This is a genomic window from Muriicola sp. (genome assembly GCF_041567615.1).
Lineage (GTDB): Bacteria > Bacteroidota > Bacteroidia > Flavobacteriales > Flavobacteriaceae > Muriicola.
Map to the genome: position 1 here is coordinate 1 of NZ_JBFGBM010000006.1, position 22522 is coordinate 22522.

The following is a 22522-nucleotide window of genomic DNA, read 5'->3' on the forward strand; positions in this document are numbered from 1 at the left end:
CAGGTATACTATAAAGACAAGGTGTTCTCCCTGGAACCCTGGCAGGCCCTTGTCTTTAAACTATCGCCCTCAAAGGAAGGTTCATAGCCAGGATGTGAGCCCACTATAGGTAACGGTTCAGACGAAATTCACACCGTAACGCCCACAGATCTCCGCCACTTTTGGAAAGTCGGGCGGGCCGGGCGGCAGTTGGGCCAATTCTTCAAACATGTCCTCGATACCCGAAGGAAAGACACTGAGGATCACTTTTGCCTTTTTATCTCCTACAATGCGCCAGGAGTGAGGAACTCCCCTGGGACCGAAAGCGAGGTCACCGGCTTTGAGCACGGTAGTCTCCCCTCCAACCGTCAATTCCATTTCCCCTTCGAGTACCTTGAAGATCTCATCCTCATTCTCGTGGATATGGGGAGGAATGCCCACCCCGGGATCGTTGTGTTCCTCTATGAGGGTAAACAGCCCGTTGGTATCCTTGCCCGTAAGTTTGAGGGTCTGCATGTCCCCGATCACGTTGATGGTTTTCCCTTCATCCCTCCTAACGATCTTTGGAGTTAGGGAATTCACAAATTCTTTAGAGGCCCTGAAAGCAATCGCCGGTGTGGAAACCAGCGTGATCCCCAGGGCCCCAAGGTTGGTAAAGAACGATTTTCTGTTCATATGTATTGGTTTTGGTCTTTATTATTGAATGTGCATATCATACTTTTTTGCATTTTTCATGACCCCTTGAATGAGTTCTGGAGATACCGATCTCATCTGCGCATTGTTCTCGGCTGAGGAGATACCAAATTCACGGAAAAATTGAAGGAAGCCTTTCGGACTGTGGATATTGATCCATTGACAGGGTTGATGCGTCTTATTGGCGAACGTATGGATCGTATCGGGCGGCAGGTTGATCACATCGCCTTTCCTGGCTGTAGTTGGTCTTCCATCAATGACGAATTCCATTTCTCCTTCCGTTACAATAAACACCTCATGGTAGCGCTGATGAGTATGAGGGGGCGGCCCCTGGGTTTGGGCCGGGGTGGTACCCGAGATAAGGTCATAATCCCCCGTAATATCCTGGGGTCGTATCTCGTGCCCGAGCACCCAAAACAATTCTGATTGGTTCATTTATGAGACTTTTGTCTCACAAATAAAAGAATTCTGTTGGAACTTTACAAATTTTATAAGACATTTGTCTCATGAATGATGAATACCTGTCTGAGGGACGTACCCGTCAAAAAATGGCCACGAGAAAGCACATCCTCGTACAGACTCAGCATTTGCTCAGGTCGGGAAATGAAATTTCGATGGAAGATGTGATACGGGAAACCGGCCTGTCCAGGGCTACAGTCTATCGTTATTTTACCAGTATAGATGTCCTTGTAAAAGAAGCAGGATTGGATATCAATACGGCGGTTCCCGAAGAACTCTATGAAAAGGTATCCACTTATGAGCCACACATCCAAATCCTGAAGATTCAGGAATATTTCAACAATTTGGCCTTTGATCACGAAGAAGCGTTCAGAAAATATCTCGGCGCCGTATTAAGTCAAGACCAAAGCAACGCTAAACGGGGAGCAAGACGTGTTAAAACGCTGCATCTTGTAATGGAAAACCTCAAAGCAAAAGTAGATGATGATCTTGCTGAAAAAGTTGTCAATACTGCTACTGTACTGATGGGTATAGAAGCCCTGGTCGCCACAAGGGATGTTTGCGGACTCAGTAAGAAGAAGTCAAAAGAGACTCTGCAATGGGCTCTGGACGTTATTCTCGCCCACGCGTTAAAACCAGCTTCAGAAATTTGACTCGAAACTCTTATAATTTGTCTACTACTACCTTGTAGGTAGGATCCTCAAGGACATTGACCTCGATGATATCATCTGCATTCTGTAATAATTGCCTGCAGTCCCTGCTGAGATGCCTCAAGTGGACTCTCTTTCCCACTTTTTGATAGCGTTCCGTGATCTTGTTGAGGGCCTCGATGGCCGACATGTCGACCACCCTGCTTTCCCTGAAATCGATGATGACCTCTTCGGGGTCATTCAGTACGTCGAATTTCTCATTGAAAAGGGTCACCGACCCAAAAAAGAGAGGGCCGTAGATCTCGTAGTGCTTCACCCCCGATTCGTCTATGTGCTTACGTGCCCGGATGCGTTTGGCGTTGTCCCATGCAAAGACCAGGGCAGCGATGATGACGCCAACCAGCACGGCCAGGGCTAGATTGTGCAGGAATACGGTAACCAGAGTGACAAGAACCATCACCAGAACGTCGCTTTTGGGCATCCTCCTAAAAGTACGCAGGCTGGCCCATTCAAAGGTGCCAAGGGCCACCATGATCATGAGCCCGGTCAGGGCAGCCATGGGTACCCTTTCGATCAGATCGGCTCCAAAGATGACAAAGACCAGGAGCATGAGCGAGGCTACGATCCCGGAAAGTCTTGCCCGGGCACCATTGGAGGTGTTGATCAGGCTCTGCCCGATCATCGCGCATCCTCCCATCCCGGAGAACATGCCCGACAGGATATTCGCCGTACCCTGTGCCACTGCTTCCTTATTGCCCCGCCCACGGGTCTCTGTAATCTCATCTACGATATTCAGGGTAAGCAAGGATTCTATCAATCCCACTCCGGCTACAATGGCCGCATAGGGAAAAATGATCTGAAGGGTTTCCAGGGTCATGGGAACAGCCGGCAGATGGAAAGGCGGGAAACCTCCTTTTATGGACGCGATATCGCCAATGGTTCTCGTATCGATACCCAGTCCGAGGACCAGGCCGAATACCAGCAGGATGGCTACCAGGGATGCCGGCACGGCCCTGCTGATCCTGGGCAGGCCCCAGATCACCAGCATGGTAAGCAGAACCAGCCCTGAGAATATCCATAAGGTCTGTCCTCCCAGCCAGGTCCCGTCCGTATTCTTGAACTGGTCTAGCTGTGACATAAAAATAATGATGGCCAGGCCGTTCACAAAGCCGAAGATCACGGGGTGAGGAACGAGGCGCATGAGTTTGCCAAGTCTCAACATTCCGGCGATCACCTGCAATACTCCTGCGAGAATCACCGCTGCGAAGACGTATTCGACGCCGTAATCCCTGGCCAGTGTAACGATCACCACTGCCACGGCTCCTGTTGCCCCGGAGATCATGCCCGGCCTGCCTCCCAGGATAGACGTGACGAGTCCCATGACAAAAGCCGCGTAGAGTCCCGTGAGGGGAGAAAGGCCAGCGATCAGTGCAAAGGCGATGGCTTCGGGAACCAGTGCCAGGGCAACGGTCAATCCCGAAAGGATCTCAGTGCGGTAGTTTACTTTCTGGGAAAAATCGAACAGATGGAGGTACTTCTTCAAACCCTTTAGTTTTAAAGGGGTCAAAAGTACCATTATTTTATAAGGTAGCCGATTCTATCCGGGGATTTGAGAATATCTCATTTTACCAGGGGGTAAGCCCCAGTAATCGTTCCCCAAGACGGGATAATTTAGCAGTTTCGTATTTCTCCTGTTCCCAGTTGCGAGGGTCCCCCGGAAAGGCATAACCATCTGGTGCAACCCGGTTTTTCCAGGAATGGATCCGCCATTTGACCAGGGCCTCGTTCTCCGGCTCTGCGGGCATCATGGAGATATACTGGGCGATCCTGACCTTATCCTTAGATCGGTTGGGCCTGATCCCGTGTGGCTGCAAACTGTTAAAGATCAGCAGGTCCCCGGCTTCCAGTTTTACCTTGACGATCTTGTCTTCAAGCCCGGTGATATCAGGCTGGAATCGGTCCCGGTCTTTCGGCTGTTCCTTCTTCCATTTGTCGTAGTTCCTGAAAAGCCAGGGGATGCACTGGAAGCCTCCCATGTTCTCATCCGTCTGGTCTGCCAGAGCGAGGACGCCCTGCACATTCTGGGGTTTGGTCTCGGGATCGTAATCCCAGTGGATAAAGCCCTTCTGCTCAAATCCCGGCCGTTGTGGGAAATTGAGGTTGGCCCGGTCTATGGTCACCCACAATTTCTCAGTACCCCAGATATCGACAAAAGCCTCGTAAACTTTCAGGGTTTGCCGGTTGTTCCATAAGAGCTGGTGGTTGTAAACCTCCACCATCCCGGTACCTGCCAGTTCCTTCATCTTCATCTCTGCCCTGGGTGGGATGTGCCAGGTCTCCGGATCGTCCGGGTCCTTTTCATCGAATTCCCAGAGGAAGCGGGCGGTCTCCTCAGCCTGGGACCTGGGCACGGCATTTTTGATCACAACATAGCCGTTATGAACCCAGAATTGCCAATCTTCTTCACTCATTACCTTCAGGGGTTCTCCCCCTGAGCGGTCATTTAATTTCTTGTTGCTGCTCGTTGCCGTGGAGGGGTTACCCGGAATATCCTTATGACCTGTATTCCCCGTTTTGATCTCGTATCTGGAATCCATGATATCACCTTGAAGAATTGCCCCCTTAAGGTACATAAAAAAGCCGTGGAAAGATAAAACCGCCCTGCCCGGAGAGGACAGGACGGCTTCTAACCAAATAACCAACCAAAAAAATTATGCTTTTTTATCTATCCCTTAGTGAAGGGCTTCCTTTGCCTTTTAACATCCATGGTAGGATGATCACTTTTCTGACGTTTCCTCGTCTCAGGATTTTTTCCGGACTTGAGATACTGAATGTACCCTCTTCCGGTGAACTCGTAGACCGTGCCACTGTCAGGATGATACAGTTCTATGGTCCTGTCATCAATAACGTACAACTCAAAATAATCATTGCCCATAAAGGTGTAGTCCAGTGTTAAAGTTTTGAGCGTTTCATCGTTTTGTACATTATAGATCTCGTAAAACCCTTCATAATCCCAGACGATGTTGGGTAATGGGGTCCCCGTGGGATCTACTGACGACCTGAATCTTGTGCCCGTTCCGCCCTGATAAAATTGGAGGAAATTCTCCTCGTCGAACTCATTGAGGTACCCTGCTTCGCTTGCATAGGTCTTCTCCCAAACCTCGTATTCCTGAAGGAGGAGTTCTATATTTTCATAGAACAAACGGTCGTAATCAAAACCTGATCGCTGGTAGCCGTCCAGAAAATAGGAAGTATTGGACCGCCTGTTGTACAATTCCAGGGTCCCGCCATTGACGCTGTATACTTCAAAGGTCCAGATACCATCAACATCGTGGTCTATTTTCAAAATACTCCCGCCGGCATCGTAATATCCTACCCGTATCCCAAGGCCGTTACCCGTTTTACCGATCCCTGACAGGTTATTGTTGGCGTACAGCAGCCCGTTCACGAAAGAAAGGGTAAAGGCCCTCTGCATAAAGGGTACTTCTCCAGGGCCCTGGGTAGATTCAATATCCACATACCACAGATCGTAAGTCTGTAGTTGCTGCCAGGTCTGTACTGGCACTTCATCCACTATAACGTCCTCAACGATCACCTCTGTGTAACAGCTGCTCAGCATCAACATGCCCAGGGTTGCCAAACTAAAAAGAGTAAAGTTTCTCATGATACTCGGTATTTTGATTCTCAACAATGAATGAACAAGCATCATGCCATTTGTTTTATATAGCTGATATACAAGTCTTTACAGACTGTTTGTTTTTAATTACTTTTATCCCTCAAAAGGAGGGAGTATGAAAAAACAAATGCGGTTTGCCGTCTTGGGAGGAGGAAGCTGGGCCACGGCCCTGGTGAAAATGCTGACCAAGAATCTCAGCAAGGTAACCTGGTACATGAGGAATTCTGAGGCCATCGAATTTATCAAGACCAACAGGCACAACCCGAATTACCTCACTTCGGTAGAATTCAGGGTATCCCAACTCAACCTCACAGACCAGATCGATGTTGCTGTAAAAACAGCAGACGTTCTGATTTTCGCCATCCCCTCAGCTTTCCTGGAAAGTGAATTGCAAAAGCTGAGTATCCCTCTGAAGGACAAGATCATCTTTAGCGCTATCAAGGGGATCGTACCTGAGACCGGGAAGATCGTGGGGGAGCATTTCCACGATAAATACGATATCCCCTTTAAGAACATAGGGGTGATCACCGGGCCCTGCCATGCAGAGGAAGTGGCCCTGGATCGCCTTTCCTATTTAACCATTGCCTGTGCGGATAAAGACAAGGCCAAACTGGTCGCTTCCGTTTTAAAGAGTGAATCGATCAAAACCAAGATCTCCGATGACATCATCGGCACGGAGTACGCAGCCATGCTGAAGAACATCTACGCCCTGGCGGCGGGGATCGCACACGGACTGGGATACGGTGATAATTTCCAGAGCGTCCTGATGAGCAACGCCATACGGGAGATGAAAAGGTATATCAAGAGGGTACACAAGATGAAGAGGAACATCAACAATTCTGCCTACCTGGGCGACCTCCTGGTTACGGGGTATTCCACCTTCAGCCGGAATCGAATGTTTGGAAATATGATAGGGAAAGGATACACCGTGAAAAGCGCTATGATGGAAATGAACATGGTGGCCGAAGGGTATTACGCCACTAAAAGTGCCTACGAGCAGAAGAATGCCTTTAAAAGCAAGGTGCGTACTCCCATTATTGACACGGTCTATCGCATCCTTTACGAAAAGGAAAGCGCCAGGAAGAATTTCAAAGCCCTGGCAGACCGAATGGATTAAAGCGTGATTATTTATCCATCTCCAGCGCGAATCGCGAATGGGTGACCAGCTCGGTTTCCAGTTCTTCCTTCCAGGTTGAGGAGGTCTTTTTATCGGCCTTAAAGATCTTGCTCAATTCCGCAATAACAGCATCCATATGCTCCCTCACACTGTGGATGTCAAAATATAGTCGCCCTGTACGCCTGACAAAGAAGTCGAGTGGCGACTGCACCATCTCGTGGGCCACGGTAAATTCCAGTTCCGAAAGGATCATACGTTCAGCTTTCTTTTTCTCCTTCCTCTTCCCGAAGCGTTCCAGGACGTCCTCAGTTTGTTTCCCGTAATTGGTGACGAGGTACCAGGCGTCGTATTTTGAAAAGCCTTCAGGTTTTAATCGGTCATGGATCTTGTCCATATATTTTTTTACCTCCTTGTAGTTCTTAAAGCCGTTGCCGCAAAGAGGGATGGTGTCCGTGGTGCATTCCTTTAGTTTCCTCCCCTCTTCCTCCTCGAGTTCCCTGCTGATCCTGTTCACCACCCGTTCCGCCATTTTGCGGTAGCCGGTCAGTTTCCCTCCGGCAATGCTGATCAGGCCGCTGTCTGAGGTAAAGATCTCGTCCTTCCGGGAGAGTTCCGAAGCCGATTTCCCTTCTTCGTGGATCAGGGGGCGAAGGCCTGCCCAGGAAGATTCAATGTCTTCCATCTCCAGTTCTATAGAAGGGAACATATTGTTCACGGCTGCGATGAGGTAGATCGCATCCGCCAGGTCGGTCTCAACTTTGTCCTTGTCCGAGTTGTAGTTGGTGTCCGTAGTCCCCACGTAGGTGACCTTTCCTCTGGGGATGGCGAAAATCATACGGCCATCGGGCACATCAAAATACACGGACTGTTTCACCGGCAGTTTCTTATGGGGAAAGACCAGGTGGACCCCTTTGGTAAGGTGGAGGCGTTTCCCTTTTTTGCTGTGGTTGATCCCGCGGAGTTCATCTACCCAGGGTCCGGCTGCGTTGATCACGTGCTTTGCGCTGACAGCATATGATTCGCCTGAGATCACATCCCTGAAAATCACCCCACTGACCGTTTCATCTTCGTACAGAAAATCTGTCACCTCTGTATAATTGAGGGCCCTGGCACCGTATTCCAGGCTGGTCTTAATATTCTCCAGGGTAAGTCTGGCGTCATCCGTGCGGTATTCGGCGTAATACCCTGCCCCTTTGACTTTCTTTTTAGGCAGGAGGGGTTCCAGGGCCATCGCCTCTTTTTTTTCCAGCATCTTCCTCTTGTCATCCCCTCCGACCTGGGCCAGGATGTCGTATACCTTCAATCCCACAGAGGTCAGCCATTTCCCATAGGACCCACCTTCTATAAGCGGAAGCAACATTTTTTCGGGCAGTACCAGATGCGGTGCCAGGTTGTGGACAATGGCCCTTTCTGAACCCACCTCCTTGACCAGCCAGAAATCGAATTGCTTGAGGTAGCGAAGTCCGCCGTGAATGAGTTTGGTGGATTTGCTGCTGGTTCCGGAGGCAAAATCCCCCTTCTCCAAAAGGAGGGTCTTAAGGCCGCGCGAAGCCGCGTCAAGGGCGATCCCACCCCCGGTGATCCCTCCCCCGATAACGATCAGGTCGAATGCCGAAGAGGTGATCTCCGCCATGGTCTTCTCTCGGTCGAGGTTGGAAAAAGAGGGCGTTCGAGTCATATGGAAAAAACGTTTTTGATCAGACTTCCCTAAGGTAAGGGTAGGGATCCGGAGGACAAAATCCTGCAGTTTAAGGTATTGTTATTCCTCAGGGGGTTTGTCAAAGGAATACTCCCTTTCCACCTTGCAGATCCTCAGGGTATAATGCTCGTACCACTTCTCCCTGCCCATTCGCTGTGCCTCCAGGTGCCGGGCATTTTCTTTCCATCGGGCTATATCCTCCAGGCTCTCCCAGTAGCTCACACTGATCCCCACCTCATCTCTGGCCGTCTCAAAGCCCAGGAATCCAGGCTGTACCCTGGCCAGGGCGTCCATTTGCCCGGCCATCTCGGTATATCCGCCATCTCCCTCGGTCCTGAGCGTGGTAAAGATCACTGCGTAGTAGGGCGTGAAGCTTTTCATGTCATATAGTCCTTTTCGAGAAAATAGGTGACGATGGCCTCTTTCATCAGCACGGATTGTTCTCCGGGTTTCAGGGGAGGCAGGGCCTCCTTCACTTTGTAATGAGGCCATCCTTCCTCGTCGAAATATTCGAATTCGTAATACCCGTAAGGTTCCAGCAACCGACAGATGGCGATGTGCATGAGGTTGATCTTTTCGTCCTTTTTGAAGGTGCGGTGATACTGCCCGAGTTCCTGCACCCCGATCAGGTAGATGATGCCATCCAGTTCAAGGGGGTCACCATCCGAGAACTGTGAAGACAGCTTTTCCACCAACAGGTCCCATCGTCTCTTTAGCTCTTCGTCCCTGGCCATGATCTCACTTTTTTTAAGACTGGTATTGCTGATTTTTTCAAGAATCAAAGGTACGAATCAATGTTCTATATTTGTGTAAACCACCCAACTGTGAATTTCGTAGACATCGTACTGGGCCTGTTGTTGCTTTACGGCCTGTTCAAAGGGGTTAAAAACGGCCTGGTAGTAGAGATCGCCTCTATCCTCGCCCTGGTCGCCGGGCTCTACGGGGCCATCCATTTTTCTTATATCGTGGGGGATTACCTGGCTGCTCATTTTAACTGGAATGAACGGATCATGAGCCTGATCTCATTTATCATCACCTTCTTTATCATTGTGACCGTGGTGATCCTGGCGGCCCGACTCCTGACCAAGATCGCCGAACTGGCCTTGCTGGGTCTTCTCAATAAGATCGCTGGAGGCGTCTTCGGCTTATTGAAAGTGGGCATCATCCTCGGGGCCCTTCTGATCTTTCTGGAAAGTGTGAACAAGAACTTAGGGTTTATCGACGAGGATGTAAAAGGGGAATCTGTCCTTTACGAACCCATCAGAAATCTCGGCGATTTGGTCTTCAGTGCTGTGATCAAAAAAGATCCGGATACACCGGAACAGGAGCATTAAGGAGATCGTTTCTGCAGAGGTGGTCAACCCGCCTGTTTAAGGAGAGCCCAGAAAGTTGTTTTGTGCATTTCGTCGAAATTTTTGGACGAATAAACCCATCCTTGGATCCTTTTTAGTATACTTACTCTCTTCTTTTGCGAAAGAGAAAAGTCCCCATCTTCTTCCCTACCTGCTTGCGAGGAACACTATATGAGAAGAAGTTTGCCTGTTTTTTTCTGGGCGATAGTCCTGTGCGTTGGGGTATCCTGTTCCAAGGAAAACCTTGACGATCCTGTTATTCCGGTAGCTTTGAACGCTGTGGAAGTTGAACAGGAATTGCTTCATATCGTCAATGAACACAGGGAATCAATGGGAGCACAACCTCTTGAATTCAGCGCTTTGGCCTACGACTATGCGAACCAGCACACAGACTACATGGTCTCCAAGGGGACCATCAGTCACGACAATTTCAGTGCCAGGGCTTCCAAGATAGCCGCAGAGACCAATGCCAAGGAGATCGCAGAGAATGTAGCCATGGATTATCCCAGCGCAGTCGAGGCATTGCAGGGGTGGTTGCAAAGTTCCAATCACAGAACCACCATGGAGGCCGATTACACCTTTACCGCCATCAGCGTTAAAAAGGGTTCGGACGGTACGCTCTTCTACACTCAGATCTTCTATAAGTAATCCCGTTTTTGACCCTTCTTTTTGTTATTTTTGGGGGAATGCAGCTCCACGCTGAAGTAAAAACCACACCTGTACGATGGCTATAACCCCCCCTTTTAACCTCACTCGGTGGATAGAGGAAAACCGAGATACCCTGAGACCTCCTGTAGGCAATAAAAATCTTTACAAGGACGCCGGAGATTATATCGTGATGGTGGTTGCAGGCCCTAATGCGAGAAAGGATTATCACTACAACGAGACCGAAGAACTTTTCTACCAGCTGGAAGGTACTATTGAGGTCCATATCCAGGAAGACGGCAAAAAGAAAACCATGAAACTCGGACCGGGAGACATGTACCTGCATCCCGCCGGAGTACCTCATTCCCCTGTAAGGCACAAGGGTTCCATCGGGCTGGTCATCGAGCGGAAAAGGGCAGATATCGGGCATAAAGACGGCCTGCTATGGTTCTGTGACAACTGTAACCACAAGCTCTACGAGGCTTACTTTCCGCTGGAAGACATCGAGAAGGATTTTTTCAAACACTTTGAACGTTTCTACGGATCTGAAGAACTCCGCACCTGTTCTCAATGCGGGCATGTGATGGAGACCGATCCGAGGTTTGTCGGAAACGATAAAAAATAACTCCGAATCATGAGAATGGCCACAGAAATCCTGATCGGACTCATCGCAGTGATGCACCTCTACTTCCTGTGGCTCGAAATGTTTGCATGGACGAGCAAGGGGCCAAAAGTCTTCCGAGGATTTCCACGGGAACTGTTTGAGCCCACAAAGGTCCTCGCAGCCAACCAGGGGCTGTACAATGGCTTCCTGGCGGCTGGCCTGATCTGGACCCTGTTTATCGATGATCATCCCTGGAAGATCTACATCGCTATCTTCTTTCTCACCTGCGTCCTCATTGCAGGTATATTCGGGGCGGTCACCGCATCCCGAAAGATCTTTTTCGTCCAGGGTCTGCCAGCCCTGATCGCCCTGGTCCTCCTCCATCTCTGATGGAAGCCGGAAGGCCTGAACTGTATCCCCGGTAGCACGCTGAGATGGTAATTATTCGTAGCTTTGCACGATAACGATCTATACAAATTAAAAATGAAATATATGGCAACGGCAACAGTTGATTCCGGAATACAAGACACCCTGAAGGCACTGCAAATCAAAGAGGTCAACGAAGGTACCTCCACAGGCACTAAATTCTTTTCTTCAGGGGAGGTGATCGATTCTTATTCCCCGGCAGACGGGACCCTGATCGCCAGGGTGAAGTCGACCACGCGAGAAGACTACGAAGAAGTCATGGCGAAAGCTGCCGAGGCTTTCAAAACCTGGCGTTTGAAACCTGCTCCCCAAAGGGGAGAGATCGTCCGCCAGTTCGGACAGCGCCTGAGGGAGTTAAAAGAACCCCTGGGAAAACTCGTTTCCTATGAGATGGGAAAGTCCTATCAGGAGGGCCTCGGGGAGGTTCAGGAAATGATCGATATCTGTGATTTTGCCGTGGGGCTTTCCCGCCAGTTACACGGCCTCACCATGCATTCCGAAAGGCCCGGCCACAGGATGTATGAGCAATACCACCCCCTTGGCGTGGTGGGGATCATCTCCGCCTTTAATTTTCCGGTGGCCGTTTGGGCCTGGAATACCGCACTGGCCTGGGTTTGTGGTGATGTCTGCGTCTGGAAACCTTCTGAAAAGACTCCTTTGTGCGGCATCGCATGCCAGCACATTATCGCCGACGTACTCAAGGAAAATGATTTGCCTGAAGGGATCTCCTGCCTGATCAACGGGGATTACAGAGTCGGGGAATTCATGACCCATGACAAGCGCATCCCCCTGGTCTCTGCCACCGGTTCTATCCGTATGGGAAAGATCGTGGCCCAGGCCGTGGCAGGCAGGCTGGGTAAATCCCTGCTGGAGCTCGGCGGGAACAACGCCATTATCGTCACTCCGAATGCAGATATAAAAATGACCGTGATCGGAGCCGTGTTTGGAGCCGTGGGTACTGCTGGCCAGCGCTGTACCTCAACCCGGAGGCTGATCGTACACGAGTCTGTCTATGAAAAAGTCAAGCAAGCCCTCGTGGCGGCTTATGACCAGCTACAAATCGGTAATCCTCTGGATGAATCCAACCATGTAGGTCCGCTTATCGACAAGGATGCCGTAAAAATGTACGAGAGCGCCCTGGAACAAGTCGTTGCCCAGGGAGGCAAGATCCTGGTAGAAGGCGGTGTACTCAAGGGAGAGGGCTATGAGAGCGGCTGTTATGTAAAGCCTGCGATCGCAGAAGCGAAAAACACCTTTGACATCGTACAGCACGAGACCTTTGCCCCTATCCTCTACCTGATTCCCTATTCCGGGGAAGTTGAAAATGCCATTGCCCTGCAGAACGGAGTGGTACAGGGGCTGTCTTCGGCCATCATGACCAGGGATCTGAGGGAGGCAGAAAAATTCCTTTCAGCCGCGGGAAGCGACTGCGGCATAGCGAATGTCAATATCGGAACCTCAGGAGCCGAGATCGGAGGCGCTTTCGGTGGGGAAAAAGAAACCGGAGGAGGAAGGGAGTCCGGCTCGGATGCCTGGAAGATCTATATGAGGAGGCAGACCAATACCATCAATTACACCACAGAACTGCCCCTCGCTCAGGGGATCAAATTCGATCTGTAAACGTTTATCGAAGAATAGGTTGCACAGGCCGTATCTGAGTTTCAGGTACGGCTTTTTTTAATATCTTGTAATGAGATTTAACTAACCATAACAAGTATGTCCAGGAAAACCACAAACATCCTGGGGTTTATCATAACCCTCCTCGCCGGCATCTACTTCTTTATCATGTATTGCGGCCAGTGCTCCTGAAAAGGCTCTTCCGTTGCGAGATCCTGATGGCTGCTTTGTTATCGCTTCGTTAAATCCCTTAAAACAACATTACATCCTATGGAGTTAGAATATATGAATATCTGGTGCTGGCTGATTCCCTTGGGCGTTGGCCTTATCTGCGGCTTTTTTGGTTACCTTATTGGAAGAGGGGCAGATCCTGTAGTCGACTATAAGGCTGAGATAAAACAGCTGAAACAGGAAAATGAAAAAGCAAGGGCTGATCTCGAGAAGTGCCGGCACAAACTTGATGCAGGCTCATCCCTGAACCACGATGACTACCAGGGATTTGACGCAGCTGAAGCGCGCAAGATCATGGGCAAGGCCGTAAAACTGAACGACCTGACCTTAGTTGAAGGGATAGGACCCAAGATTCGGAGCTTGTTCCACAACTACGAGATCAAAACCTGGAGGAACCTGGCTGAAACCTCTGTAGCCAAATGCCAGGAGGTCCTCGATTCCGGAGGTGACCGATTCAGGGTTCACGACCCCGCCTCTTGGCCGATGCAAGCCAGAATGGCGGCTGAGGGTAAATGGAAGGAACTGGCCAGATGGCAGGACGAACACAAACACGGTAAGTTATAGAGCTGCTCTGAGGTCCTGTTGTCTCAATTCAGAGGACCCCATTTGCCTGTACCCAACTGAAACGATATTGATCTTCCGGGAATCTCATCCGCGTGGCGATACGCTCGAGCCTGTCCGGCAACTTCATCAGGTAGTCCCTTGCCTTTTCCGCTTCATCACTAAGACTCCTCAGGGAATCGATCTGCCAGTAATTGTTCAGTTTTTTAAGGATGTCTATATAATCCATAGCAGTGTAAACCCCCAGTCTCTGGGCACAATTTGAAAAATTTTCAAAGGCCTCCCCTATTTTGCCTCCTGATTCCCTCAAGAAGTGTGCAGGCATGACAATCTTTTTCTTCATCATCTCCGCAAAGGCGATCACCATTCCGTCAGGGTCATGTCCCAGGATAGTCTTCACAAATTCACGATAGGCCAAATGATGCCTCATCTCGTCACCTGCAATGATCCCGCACATCTTCCCCAGAAGGATATTCCCCTTTTTCCTGGCCAGTTTACCTACGCGTTTATGGGAGATATTGGTGGCTAATTCCTGAAAGGTGGTATAGACGAAATTCTTATAGGGATCCCGGTCAGTACCGATATCGAACCCGTCTGAGATTAAGTGTTGTGTGGAGATCTCTACCTCCCGCATATTCACCCTTCCTGAAAGATAAAGGTATTTATTAAGTACGTCTCCGTGTCTGTTTTCTTCCGCTGTCCATGCTCGAACCCATCGGGACCATCCATTGTTTTTGCCTTCCTGCTGGTTAATCCCTTCCACGTCCATCAGCCAGGATTCGTAAGTAGGCAATGCCTCCTCCGTAATGGTATCCGCCACAAGGGTTACCCAGAAATCATATCCCAGTTCCTGAGCCTCGCCCCTGAGCTCCTCAACAGCGTCGAAAAAGCCTTCCGACTGCGAATCCGGCAAAAAATCTGACGGTTGCCATATCTCATCGGGTGGAATGAGAAACTCATCCATGTAGGTATCGATCATTGGTTCGATAGCCTCCATTACTTCCAATCTGATATTCTTCATCCTTTGCATTTTATACAAAGAACGATATTAAAACAAGGATATAGTGCTAAAGAAATACCAAAATTTAGTTACGTCCATTTTCCCCGGGGTAGAAAGAACAGACCGGGTCGCTCTGCCAGAATTCTTTTGTATCAGCATCCAGGACGGTAAGGGGGCCTTTGTAAGCAGCTGCCGTATCTATATTCCACACATTGGCAGCCCGGTAGGGAACGGACTTACCGATCTTGCTCAATGGTGTATGACCGATAAAGATCTCCGAATAATGGAGTAGCCGCTTGGGGTAGTAAATGCTGTCCCTCGGAATGGAAGGATCCAGGGACAAGGCGAGTTCCCACAGGGTCCTGTCCCAATAAAAGGTCTTGGAAAAGTATTCGTGATCCACTCCTTTCAAGTTGGTGAATCCCGCGTGCAGGTAAAGGCGGTTCTTCTCATCCAGATGGTAATTGCGTAAGGCTTTGTAAAAAGGGATGTGAGCCTCTTTGATCTCCTTTCCTGCCTTTTCATAGGAATCAATTGTCGCCTGTCCGCCATTTGCAAGCCACAGAGGATTGTGCTCCCCGGTTTCGAGCCATCGATAACAGAGGTCGTCGTGGTTACCCCTGAGAAAAACACAGGCATGCTTTTCCTGAAGCTCTATCAGGTAGGCTACGGTCTCGACAGCCTCACTCCAGCCATCGACGTAATCCCCTAAAAAAATAAGCAGGTCGTCCTGTTTTACTCCTGCTTTTTCCAATACCTGCTGAAGTGCTTTCACTCCAGCGTGTATATCCCCTACAACCAATGTTCTCATGGTACAAAATTCGAAATTTCTCCTTCTCTACCCATAAGCCTGATAAAATATTTTGTCATAAAGACCTGAAACGAGTATGAATTCTCCAATTCCAAGTTTAATATCCGCCCATAATTTCCTATACTTGATCCTCTTAATCTAAGACAGGTACCGCACATGCCATCGAAAAAGGTTTTTTGTATTGGGGAGTTGCTGATCGATTTCGTTGCTGAAAATCAGGGGGCCGACCTTACCAGGGCCGTTCATTTTACAAAGAAGGCAGGTGGAGCACCGGCCAATGTGGCTTGTGCCATTTCGAAACTCGGGGGCAAAAGCGCCTTTATAGGTTGTGTGGGGGAAGACCCCTTTGGGAGCTATTTGCTGAACACCTTAGAAGCCTGTTACGTAGATCTTTCCCTGGTGCAACGGTCCGATATTTTTACTACCCTTGCCTTTGTTTCCCTGGCCGAGGACGGGGAGCGTGATTTTGTCTTTTCAAGGGGAGCAGACCGTGAACTCACCTATGATTCTTCCATCAGGAACGAATTCCGCGACCAGATGGTTCACCTAGGAGCTGCCACAGCACTGCTTGGCGGGCCTCTGGAAAAGGCCTATGGACATTACCTTTTCGATGCCATCACCGAGAATGCCTTTATCAGCTTCGACCCCAATTTTCGGGCCGACCTGTGGAAGGAGAACGAAGATACCTTTATTAAAAAGTGCATGCCCTACATAGAGAAATCCCACCTGTGCAAATTCAGCCTGGAAGAAGCCAGAATGCTGTCCGGAAAATCCGGCCTGGAGGAAGCGAGTATGGCCCTACATAAAATGGGAACGGCTATTGTCGCAATCACCATGGGGTCTGAAGGAACCTGGATCAGTACGAAAAACACCCAGCGTACCATACCCAGTATTCCGGTCAACCCGGTAGACACCACCGGTGCAGGGGATGCTTTCATAGGTTGCCTGCTGGAACAGATCAGCGAACTCACCTCTCATTCCCAACTCCTAGAGAATGATGAATTGCTCATTAAGATGGTTGGGGTTGCCAACAAGGCTGGCGCTATCACCACCACGGGCTACGGGGCTATCGATTCCCTGCCGGACAAAGATCAACTTAACAGTTCCCCATGAACCAGGCTTCGCTTCACAAAAAGCTGGCCTCGAAAGAGTTAAAGGATTTGGAGAAAGCCGATCCCCAAGCCCTCTTTGAGCAACGGCTGCACACCAATCTGCCACTGATCACAGACCTATTTAATACCCTTTATCCCGACCCGGAACACGAATCCCATTTAAAAAAACTTCCCGGTCTGCTGAAAAGCCTTTTCCGGAAACGGCCAGAGGAACTGAAGATCCGGGACCTGAATTTACTGAAGGAAGAGAACTGGTACCAGTCGCACAAGCTCACAGGGATGCAACTCTATGTGGATCTGTTCAACGGCAACCTGAAGGGGATCCGGGAAAAGATCCCGTATTTTAAGGAATTGGGGGTGAGCCTGCTCCACCTGATGCCCGTCACCACAAGACCTAAGGGAGAGAATGACGGGGGATATGCCGTCAACAGCTACACGGCAGTAGACCCCAGATTTGGCAACAGGAAATCACTGCTCGATCTCACGGCCGAATTAAGAGAGAACGGGATGTTCCTGATGCTCGACTTTGTGGTAAATCACACCTCGGATGAATATCCATGGGCTAAAAAAGCGCTCAAGGGGGAGCAAAAGTACCAGGATTACTACTATACGTTCCCGGACAGGACTGTCCCCGATGCTTTTGAGGCCAGCCTGCCTGAGGTATTTCCTGCCACCTCCCCGGGGAATTTCACTTACAGGCCGGAAATTTCAAAGTGGGTGATGACTGTATTCAATTCCTACCAGTGGGACCTCAACTACACCAACCCCAAGGTATTTTCTGAAATGCTGGCCAACCTCGTCAATATGGTGAACAGCGGAGTAGACATCGTTCGTTTCGATGCCCTGGCTTTCCTGTGGAAGGAGATCGGCACCATCTCACAAAACCTGCCGGAAGCACACAAACTTATAGCGCTGTTTCGAATGTGCCTGCAAGTCGTGGCCCCGGGCGTCATATTCCTGGCCGAAGCGATTGTATCTCCCCACGACATCGTCAAATACTTTGGCGAAGGGAAACTCCAAGGGAATGAATGTGATATTGCCTATAACGCCTCCCTCATGTCCCTGCTCTGGAATTCCATCGCAACAAAAAAGACCCTCCTCCTGCAAAAATCACTGAAGAACGTCCCTCAAAAACCCGATTCCTGCACCTGGATCAACTACCTGCGCTGCCATGATGATATCGGGCTGGGGCTCGATGACGGCTACATAGCCCAACTCGGCCTGGACCCCTGGATGCACCGCAAGTTCCTCATCGATTATTACTGTCAGGGACTAAAATGGAGCCCGGCCGTGGGATACAAATTCATGGAAAATCACGCAACCGGTGACAGTCGGATCACAGGAAGCTGTGCCTCACTCCTCGGCCTGGAAAAAGCGACGCGAAATGGCGATGCTGCAGCCGTGGAAACTTCCCTTGCCAAGATCATGATGTTGCACGGCATCATCCTCTCCATTGGAGGCATCCCATTCATTTATGCGGGGGATGAACTCGGAACACTTAATGACTACTCCTATCTGGAGGATGCACACAAGAGGAATGACAGCCGGTGGGTAAACCGCCCCAGGCACAACTGGGATGTCGTTTCCCAACTGAACGATCGGGAAAAACCTTCCTCCCGGATTTTTGAGGGCCTGAAAAAAATGATCGCCCAGCGAAAGAAAACGCCGGTTCTTGCAGACCATAACAACCTGGAGATCCATGATCCCGAAAATCCCCATTTGTTTGTTTTTGAACGGACCGGAAAAGGCCGCAAAGGGATCCTGGTCATCGCCAACTTCGACGAGCATCCGCGGATTTTAGACATACGCCTCCTTGACGACCTGGGATACTTGAAAGACGGTAGGGTGAAGGATCTGCTGAAGGGGGAAGAATGGAAACTCACAAGCGGACTCGTTGAGCTCGGGCCCTATGAACTGCTCTGGCTCATTAAACCCTAACTGTACCTCACCTTCCTGAGGATCCTCTGGGATTCTTTAAAGTTGTTATACGTGGCCCTGTCCTTGCTTTTTACCAGGTCTTTCATAGTGTCCATTTGCTCCCTTGCCTCTTCAAAACCATTGAGATAGCAGAGGAGATAGGTCGCAGGTGCCAGTTTAAGATCTTCGTTATCGGCCTTGGTAAGCCTTAGGTTCTTCTGCAGTTTTTGCAGCAGGATATTGTTGGTATTGAAAATATGGTAAAGCGTCTTCCGGTCGTAGCGGGGAGGCTCAAAGAGCAGTTCACTCTGGATCTGATAGGTTCCGTTGTCATTAAAGGTGATCCCAACCTCCTCCAGAGGGTAATAGTGTTTCTCCCTTCCAAGACCTAAATGCACATATTCGGTGATGGCGAAGGTGTCTTCCGTGATCACGATCGAGATCTCATCCAGGGCCGAGTAGAATAGTTTTACCTGTTCATTGATCAGTTCGATATCTACACGGGAATAATAGGTCTGGTCCTTTACTACCTTCTTGTTCCCGGCCCAGCAGATCACGAATTGTTCCTTAAAGACCTTATAGCTGCTGCTGAGGTCCTTGTGGCGGTGGTTGATAAAGTCGATCACCCCGTCCAGGGTGAGTTCTATGTTGTTCCGGGCGTGTTGTTCGATGGTGGAGACCAGGTCTGAGTTGATATCCTTCAGTTCGATATCGAAAGCCTTGGGCATACTGATGCTCCCCTCCCGGAAAAAAACCGCACCCCCGTAATACTTCCAGATATTCTTTCTCAGGGCACAGACCTTCCCGTTAGATTTGATGGTCACCAGGCCCACTACCTTTCCCTCCGGCAGGTGAGGAAAAGGGATATTCTCATAGGAGATCAGGGGAGGGTTGTCCAGATAGGCGTTCACCAGGTTCTGTATCTTGCTGTCGTCAAAGAAATCGACCCCGACAATCTTGTTATCCTCGTCCTCAACCCCTATGACGATATAAGAATTATTCCTGGGGTTGCTGTTGGCCATGGCACAGACGTGTTTGAGGAATTTGGCCTTCCCCTCCCGCTGCCCAATATCGATGAATCGCTTTTTGTCGTAGAAACTATTCTCATCGTTATGGGCCAGCAGGTTCTTGACCAGAAGGCGTTTATTGATCATGGTTTTTTCTTCACAAGAGTACTGCTCGCCTGGGCGGTAGGCATGACCACCAGATCTGCGATGTTCACATGGTAAGGGCGGGTAACGACAAAGTAGATGATGTCTGCGATATCTTCAGGGGTTAAGGGCTGATATCCCTGATAGACCTTCTTGGCCCTTTCGAGGTCGCCTTTGAAACGTACTTCGCTGAATTCGGTCTCCACAAGGCCCGGATTGACAGCCCCAACCCGGATCCCGTATTCATTCAGGTCGAGCCGCATCCCCTGGTTGATGGCATCCACGGCGTGTTTGCTTGCGCAATACACGTTCCCGTTGGGATATACTTCCTTTCCGGCTGTCGATCCGATATTGATGATGTGCCCGTTTTTGCGTTCGATCATCCCCGGCAAAACAGCCCGGGAGACATAGAGCAGTCCCTTCACGTTGATATCGATCATCGCATCCCAGTCGGTCAGATCCCCTTTTTGTATAGGTTCCAGCCCATGTGCATTTCCTGCGTTGTTTACCAGGATTTCTATGTCTGCGAAGTCTTCAGGAAGAGATTCAATGGCAGTCTGCACTGCCTCTTTATCCCGCACGTCGAAATTCAGGGTATGTACGTTTGTTTTGGCCCCTAAGTCCTCTTTGAGGGCATGGAGTTGGGCCTGCCTCCTGCCACACAATACAAGCCTCATCTCATGGGAAGCAAAAAGTTCCGCAGTGGCTTTCCCTATCCCACTGGTGGCTCCGGTTATAAATGCCGTTTTCATATGCTTACTCATTGGATGCTTATATTATGGAACCTCGTGACCCTGTGAGGCCTTCAGCAAAATAAACCAGTCTTCCAGATCCATGGAGATCTCAACGGCCTTCATGGAATCCGCGATGCGGCGGGGATTTGAGGTGCCGACCACAGGATAGATCTCAGCCGGGTGTTGCATCAACCAGGCCAGGATCAGCTGGTCTTCCGAGGCCGAGTATTTCGATTTCATGGGCTGCAGGGCTTCCCTTATCCTGCGCGTTCTGTCATCATCCTCCCGGAAATAAGACCCCAGGGGAGACCAGGCCATGGCCATCCTGTTGTGGGTGATACAGTCGTCCAGGGTACCGTCATACATTACGCTCTCGGCCGTCAGGGAACATTCCACCTGATTGGCCTCTACGGGTATGGCCGTTTCCAGCATGGCGATTTGAGAAGGGGTGAAATTAGATACTCCGAAGGAACGGATCTTCCCGCTTTTGAGCAGTTCTTCTGCAGCCCTGGCGATGGGCTCGGGATCCATCAGCGGGCTGGGCCGGTGCAGCAGCAATAGGTCTACGTATTCCGTACAGAGTTTCTCCAGGGAGCGCTCTGCAGACCAGATGATGTAATCCCTGGAATAATCGTAGTGTTTGACTTTATTGTCCCTTGCCTTGGCCATATACTGAATTCCGCATTTTGTGACCAGTTGTATTTTATGCCTGCTGATCTTACTGGATGCAAAAGCATTGCCGAATTCTTCTTCATTGCCGTATCCCCCGTATATATCCGCGTGATCAAAAGTGGTTACCCCCACTTCAAGGCAATGATTCATCAGGGTGATCATTTGTTGCTTGGACAACTTTTTTCCCCATGCCCCCCACGTCATCGTTCCGGCAATGATCCTGGAGAAATTTGCTAGTGTTTTCATAGGCTGGTGAAATTACTAAAAATCCCTTAAAAAGGTCATAAAACTTGGGGTTCCCGCAATTTTTAACCAATCGTTAACAGGCTGTAAATGAATAAATTTTGAATTTGCATGTCCTTTCAACCAAGTCTTTGATATACAACTGAAAAAATCAATTTTATGGAAGATAATAGTACGGTAGATATAAGTGCGGTCAATGAGAAGATAGCCCGGGAAAGCGCATTTATTGACCTGCTGATGATGGAGATGAACAAGGTAATCGTCGGACAAAAGAGGATGACCGAGCGATTGCTTATCGGACTTTTGGGGCAGGGTCATATCCTGCTCGAAGGAGTTCCCGGCCTCGCCAAGACCCTGGCGATCAACACTCTGGCCAAGGCTGTCAAAGGAAGTTTTAGTCGAATCCAATTTACCCCGGACCTGCTTCCTGCCGACGTGGTAGGTACGCTGATCTACAATATCAAAGCCAACGATTTCTCAATCAAGAAAGGGCCCATCTTTGCCAACTTTGTTTTGGCAGATGAGATCAACCGGGCTCCTGCCAAGGTGCAATCGGCATTGCTGGAGGCGATGCAGGAAAGACAGGTGACCATCGGGGATGAAACGTTTCCCCTGGACGCCCCCTTCCTTGTTATGGCCACCCAGAACCCGATAGAACAAGAGGGGACCTATCCCCTGCCTGAAGCACAGGTAGACCGTTTTATGCTCAAGACGGTGATCGACTATCCCAAGATGACCGAAGAACAGCTGATTATTCGCCAGAACCTCAACGGAGCATTTGAAACCGTAAAGCCGGTTGTGAGCCTGAAGCAGATTCTTGATGCCCAAAAGGCAGTGCGGGAGGTGTATATGGACGAGAAGATCGAAAAGTATATTCTGGATCTGGTGTTTGCCACCCGGTATCCGGAAAAATACGACCTGGAAAACCTCAAGCCTCTGATCAATTTTGGTGCATCCCCCAGGGGAAGCATCAACCTGGCCATCGCCGCCAAGTGCTATGCCTTTATCAAACGCAGGGGCTATGTAGTACCCGAAGATGTCAGGGCCGTCATTCACGACGTCCTGCGCCACAGGATAGGCATCACCTATGAGGCAGAGGCCGAGAGCATCACTTCCGAAGAGATCATCAATCGCATCGTCAACGAGATTGAAGTACCCTAGTTCGAGGTGTAT

Annotated in this window: 24 protein-coding genes; 11 read left to right on the plus strand and 13 right to left on the minus strand. The window is 49.8% G+C overall.

Translation table 11 applies throughout. The features are described 5' to 3' along the window. Positions 1 to 117: 117 nt before the first annotated feature. A complete protein-coding gene (locus tag ABYP73_RS00875) occupies positions 118 to 654 on the minus strand; it encodes a quercetin 2,3-dioxygenase (protein WP_372973185.1) in 537 nt (178 codons plus the stop codon). Positions 655 to 675: 21 nt separating this feature from the next. After that, positions 676 to 1107, minus strand: coding sequence for a cupin domain-containing protein (locus tag ABYP73_RS00880; RefSeq protein ID WP_372973186.1), 432 nt, complete (start codon positions 1105 to 1107; stop codon positions 676 to 678). A gap of 71 nt (positions 1108 to 1178) precedes the next feature. Between ABYP73_RS00880 and ABYP73_RS00885 the strand changes: the two genes are divergently transcribed. Further along, on the plus strand, positions 1179 to 1784 hold the full coding sequence (locus tag ABYP73_RS00885) for a TetR/AcrR family transcriptional regulator (protein ID WP_372944372.1): 606 nt from the start codon (positions 1179 to 1181) through the stop codon (positions 1782 to 1784). 10 nt (positions 1785 to 1794) lie between these two features. On the opposite strand, the gene ABYP73_RS00890 is transcribed toward ABYP73_RS00885, so the two are convergent. The 3 genes from ABYP73_RS00890 to ABYP73_RS00900 form a co-directional block, all read right to left on the minus strand. Continuing rightward, complete coding sequence (locus ABYP73_RS00890; RefSeq protein WP_372944373.1) at positions 1795 to 3324, minus strand: SulP family inorganic anion transporter; 1530 nt, start codon at positions 3322 to 3324, stop codon at positions 1795 to 1797. A gap of 82 nt (positions 3325 to 3406) precedes the next feature. Further along, positions 3407 to 4378 (minus strand): phytanoyl-CoA dioxygenase family protein, encoded by a 972-nt coding sequence (locus ABYP73_RS00895; RefSeq protein WP_372973187.1) that lies wholly within the window; start codon positions 4376 to 4378, stop codon positions 3407 to 3409. 128 nt (positions 4379 to 4506) lie between these two features. Then, entirely contained in the window at positions 4507 to 5445 is a 939-nt protein-coding gene (locus ABYP73_RS00900) for a nicotinic acid mononucleotide adenyltransferase (protein ID WP_372973188.1), read from the minus strand. 127 nt (positions 5446 to 5572) lie between these two features. Here ABYP73_RS00900 and ABYP73_RS00905 point away from each other — a divergent pair, with 127 nt between their 5' ends. Beyond that, positions 5573 to 6574: an NAD(P)H-dependent glycerol-3-phosphate dehydrogenase gene (locus ABYP73_RS00905; RefSeq protein ID WP_372944376.1), complete on the plus strand. Its 1002-nt coding sequence runs from the start codon at positions 5573 to 5575 to the stop codon at positions 6572 to 6574. Positions 6575 to 6581: 7 nt separating this feature from the next. On the opposite strand, the gene ABYP73_RS00910 is transcribed toward ABYP73_RS00905, so the two are convergent. The 3 genes from ABYP73_RS00910 to ABYP73_RS00920 form a co-directional block, all read right to left on the minus strand. After that, positions 6582 to 8252: a glycerol-3-phosphate dehydrogenase/oxidase gene (locus tag ABYP73_RS00910; protein ID WP_372944377.1), complete on the minus strand. Its 1671-nt coding sequence runs from the start codon at positions 8250 to 8252 to the stop codon at positions 6582 to 6584. A gap of 81 nt (positions 8253 to 8333) precedes the next feature. Further along, entirely contained in the window at positions 8334 to 8654 is a 321-nt protein-coding gene (locus ABYP73_RS00915; protein WP_372973189.1) for an antibiotic biosynthesis monooxygenase, read from the minus strand. Continuing rightward, entirely contained in the window at positions 8651 to 9007 is a 357-nt protein-coding gene (locus ABYP73_RS00920; RefSeq protein WP_372944395.1) for a hypothetical protein, read from the minus strand. The genes ABYP73_RS00915 and ABYP73_RS00920 overlap by 4 nt, the downstream gene beginning before the upstream one ends. A 90-nt stretch (positions 9008 to 9097) precedes the next feature. On the opposite strand from ABYP73_RS00920, the gene ABYP73_RS00925 reads away from it, so the two are divergent. The 6 genes from ABYP73_RS00925 to ABYP73_RS00950 all read left to right on the plus strand — a co-directional run bounded on the left by ABYP73_RS00925 (position 9098) and on the right by ABYP73_RS00950 (position 13712). Further along, positions 9098 to 9607 (plus strand): CvpA family protein, encoded by a 510-nt coding sequence (locus ABYP73_RS00925; RefSeq protein WP_372944379.1) that lies wholly within the window; start codon positions 9098 to 9100, stop codon positions 9605 to 9607. A 189-nt stretch (positions 9608 to 9796) separates the two neighbouring features. Then, on the plus strand, positions 9797 to 10273 hold the full coding sequence (locus ABYP73_RS00930; RefSeq protein ID WP_372944380.1) for a CAP domain-containing protein: 477 nt from the start codon (positions 9797 to 9799) through the stop codon (positions 10271 to 10273). A 76-nt stretch (positions 10274 to 10349) separates the two neighbouring features. Further along, positions 10350 to 10895 (plus strand): 3-hydroxyanthranilate 3,4-dioxygenase, encoded by a 546-nt coding sequence (locus ABYP73_RS00935; RefSeq protein WP_372944381.1) that lies wholly within the window; start codon positions 10350 to 10352, stop codon positions 10893 to 10895. 9 nt (positions 10896 to 10904) lie between these two features. Further along, positions 10905 to 11264 carry a DUF1304 domain-containing protein gene (locus tag ABYP73_RS00940; RefSeq protein WP_372944382.1) on the plus strand — a complete coding sequence of 120 codons (360 nt, stop codon included), beginning with the start codon at positions 10905 to 10907 and terminating at the stop codon, positions 11262 to 11264. A gap of 102 nt (positions 11265 to 11366) precedes the next feature. Beyond that, positions 11367 to 12920 carry an aldehyde dehydrogenase family protein gene (locus tag ABYP73_RS00945; RefSeq protein WP_372973190.1) on the plus strand — a complete coding sequence of 518 codons (1554 nt, stop codon included), beginning with the start codon at positions 11367 to 11369 and terminating at the stop codon, positions 12918 to 12920. 267 nt (positions 12921 to 13187) lie between these two features. Then, positions 13188 to 13712, plus strand: a complete 525-nt coding sequence (locus ABYP73_RS00950) for a hypothetical protein (RefSeq protein ID WP_372944384.1) — start codon at positions 13188 to 13190, stop codon at positions 13710 to 13712. A gap of 28 nt (positions 13713 to 13740) precedes the next feature. On the opposite strand, the gene ABYP73_RS00955 is transcribed toward ABYP73_RS00950, so the two are convergent. Together ABYP73_RS00955 and ABYP73_RS00960 are read right to left on the minus strand one after the other, a co-directional pair. Further along, positions 13741 to 14730 (minus strand): acyl-ACP desaturase, encoded by a 990-nt coding sequence (locus ABYP73_RS00955; protein ID WP_372944385.1) that lies wholly within the window; start codon positions 14728 to 14730, stop codon positions 13741 to 13743. 64 nt (positions 14731 to 14794) lie between these two features. Continuing rightward, positions 14795 to 15520: a metallophosphoesterase family protein gene (locus ABYP73_RS00960; RefSeq protein WP_372944386.1), complete on the minus strand. Its 726-nt coding sequence runs from the start codon at positions 15518 to 15520 to the stop codon at positions 14795 to 14797. Positions 15521 to 15676: 156 nt separating this feature from the next. Here ABYP73_RS00960 and ABYP73_RS00965 point away from each other — a divergent pair, with 156 nt between their 5' ends. Next, positions 15677 to 16633, plus strand: a complete 957-nt coding sequence (locus ABYP73_RS00965; protein WP_372973191.1) for a carbohydrate kinase — start codon at positions 15677 to 15679, stop codon at positions 16631 to 16633. Continuing rightward, complete coding sequence (locus ABYP73_RS00970) at positions 16630 to 18570, plus strand: alpha-amylase family glycosyl hydrolase (protein ID WP_372973192.1); 1941 nt, start codon at positions 16630 to 16632, stop codon at positions 18568 to 18570. The genes ABYP73_RS00965 and ABYP73_RS00970 overlap by 4 nt, the downstream gene beginning before the upstream one ends. Here the strand turns inward: ABYP73_RS00970 and ABYP73_RS00975 are convergent. From ABYP73_RS00975 to ABYP73_RS00985, 3 genes are read right to left on the minus strand one after another with little or no spacing between them, the layout of a single operon-like run. Then, positions 18567 to 19703, minus strand: coding sequence for an ATP-binding protein (locus ABYP73_RS00975; RefSeq protein WP_372944389.1), 1137 nt, complete (start codon positions 19701 to 19703; stop codon positions 18567 to 18569). The two genes, ABYP73_RS00970 and ABYP73_RS00975, sit on opposite strands and share 4 nt — an antisense overlap. Further along, positions 19700 to 20452: an SDR family NAD(P)-dependent oxidoreductase gene (locus ABYP73_RS00980; RefSeq protein WP_372944390.1), complete on the minus strand. Its 753-nt coding sequence runs from the start codon at positions 20450 to 20452 to the stop codon at positions 19700 to 19702. The genes ABYP73_RS00975 and ABYP73_RS00980 overlap by 4 nt, the downstream gene beginning before the upstream one ends. A 24-nt stretch (positions 20453 to 20476) precedes the next feature. After that, positions 20477 to 21352 (minus strand): aldo/keto reductase family oxidoreductase, encoded by an 876-nt coding sequence (locus tag ABYP73_RS00985; RefSeq protein WP_372973193.1) that lies wholly within the window; start codon positions 21350 to 21352, stop codon positions 20477 to 20479. A 156-nt stretch (positions 21353 to 21508) separates the two neighbouring features. Between ABYP73_RS00985 and ABYP73_RS00990 the strand changes: the two genes are divergently transcribed. Next, complete coding sequence (locus tag ABYP73_RS00990; protein WP_372973194.1) at positions 21509 to 22510, plus strand: AAA family ATPase; 1002 nt, start codon at positions 21509 to 21511, stop codon at positions 22508 to 22510. Positions 22511 to 22522 lie beyond the last annotated feature (12 nt).

Bases quoted from the DNA above. Each gene is read 5' to 3' on its own strand.
- ABYP73_RS00920 (WP_372944395.1), bottom strand. From the start codon at position 9,007: ATGGCCAGGGACGAAGAGCTAAAGAGACGATGGGACCTGTTGGTGGAA.
- ABYP73_RS00985 (WP_372973193.1), bottom strand. From the start codon at position 21,352: ATGAAAACACTAGCAAATTTCTCCAGGATCATTGCCGGAACGATGACG.
- ABYP73_RS00990 (WP_372973194.1), top strand. From the start codon at position 21,509: ATGGAAGATAATAGTACGGTAGATATAAGTGCGGTCAATGAGAAGATA.
- ABYP73_RS00980 (WP_372944390.1), bottom strand. From the start codon at position 20,452: ATGAAAACGGCATTTATAACCGGAGCCACCAGTGGGATAGGGAAAGCC.
- ABYP73_RS00955 (WP_372944385.1), bottom strand. From the start codon at position 14,730: ATGAAGAATATCAGATTGGAAGTAATGGAGGCTATCGAACCAATGATC.
- ABYP73_RS00885 (WP_372944372.1), top strand. From the start codon at position 1,179: ATGAATGATGAATACCTGTCTGAGGGACGTACCCGTCAAAAAATGGCC.
- ABYP73_RS00900 (WP_372973188.1), bottom strand. From the start codon at position 5,445: ATGAGAAACTTTACTCTTTTTAGTTTGGCAACCCTGGGCATGTTGATG.
- ABYP73_RS00935 (WP_372944381.1), top strand. From the start codon at position 10,350: ATGGCTATAACCCCCCCTTTTAACCTCACTCGGTGGATAGAGGAAAAC.
- ABYP73_RS00910 (WP_372944377.1), bottom strand. From the start codon at position 8,252: ATGACTCGAACGCCCTCTTTTTCCAACCTCGACCGAGAGAAGACCATG.
- ABYP73_RS00930 (WP_372944380.1), top strand. From the start codon at position 9,797: ATGAGAAGAAGTTTGCCTGTTTTTTTCTGGGCGATAGTCCTGTGCGTT.
- ABYP73_RS00975 (WP_372944389.1), bottom strand. From the start codon at position 19,703: ATGATCAATAAACGCCTTCTGGTCAAGAACCTGCTGGCCCATAACGAT.
- ABYP73_RS00945 (WP_372973190.1), top strand. From the start codon at position 11,367: ATGGCAACGGCAACAGTTGATTCCGGAATACAAGACACCCTGAAGGCA.
- ABYP73_RS00895 (WP_372973187.1), bottom strand. From the start codon at position 4,378: ATGGATTCCAGATACGAGATCAAAACGGGGAATACAGGTCATAAGGAT.
- ABYP73_RS00950 (WP_372944384.1), top strand. From the start codon at position 13,188: ATGGAGTTAGAATATATGAATATCTGGTGCTGGCTGATTCCCTTGGGC.
- ABYP73_RS00915 (WP_372973189.1), bottom strand. From the start codon at position 8,654: ATGAAAAGCTTCACGCCCTACTACGCAGTGATCTTTACCACGCTCAGG.
- ABYP73_RS00970 (WP_372973192.1), top strand. From the start codon at position 16,630: ATGAACCAGGCTTCGCTTCACAAAAAGCTGGCCTCGAAAGAGTTAAAG.
- ABYP73_RS00875 (WP_372973185.1), bottom strand. From the start codon at position 654: ATGAACAGAAAATCGTTCTTTACCAACCTTGGGGCCCTGGGGATCACG.
- ABYP73_RS00905 (WP_372944376.1), top strand. From the start codon at position 5,573: ATGAAAAAACAAATGCGGTTTGCCGTCTTGGGAGGAGGAAGCTGGGCC.
- ABYP73_RS00965 (WP_372973191.1), top strand. From the start codon at position 15,677: ATGCCATCGAAAAAGGTTTTTTGTATTGGGGAGTTGCTGATCGATTTC.
- ABYP73_RS00960 (WP_372944386.1), bottom strand. From the start codon at position 15,520: ATGAGAACATTGGTTGTAGGGGATATACACGCTGGAGTGAAAGCACTT.
- ABYP73_RS00880 (WP_372973186.1), bottom strand. From the start codon at position 1,107: ATGAACCAATCAGAATTGTTTTGGGTGCTCGGGCACGAGATACGACCC.
- ABYP73_RS00940 (WP_372944382.1), top strand. From the start codon at position 10,905: ATGAGAATGGCCACAGAAATCCTGATCGGACTCATCGCAGTGATGCAC.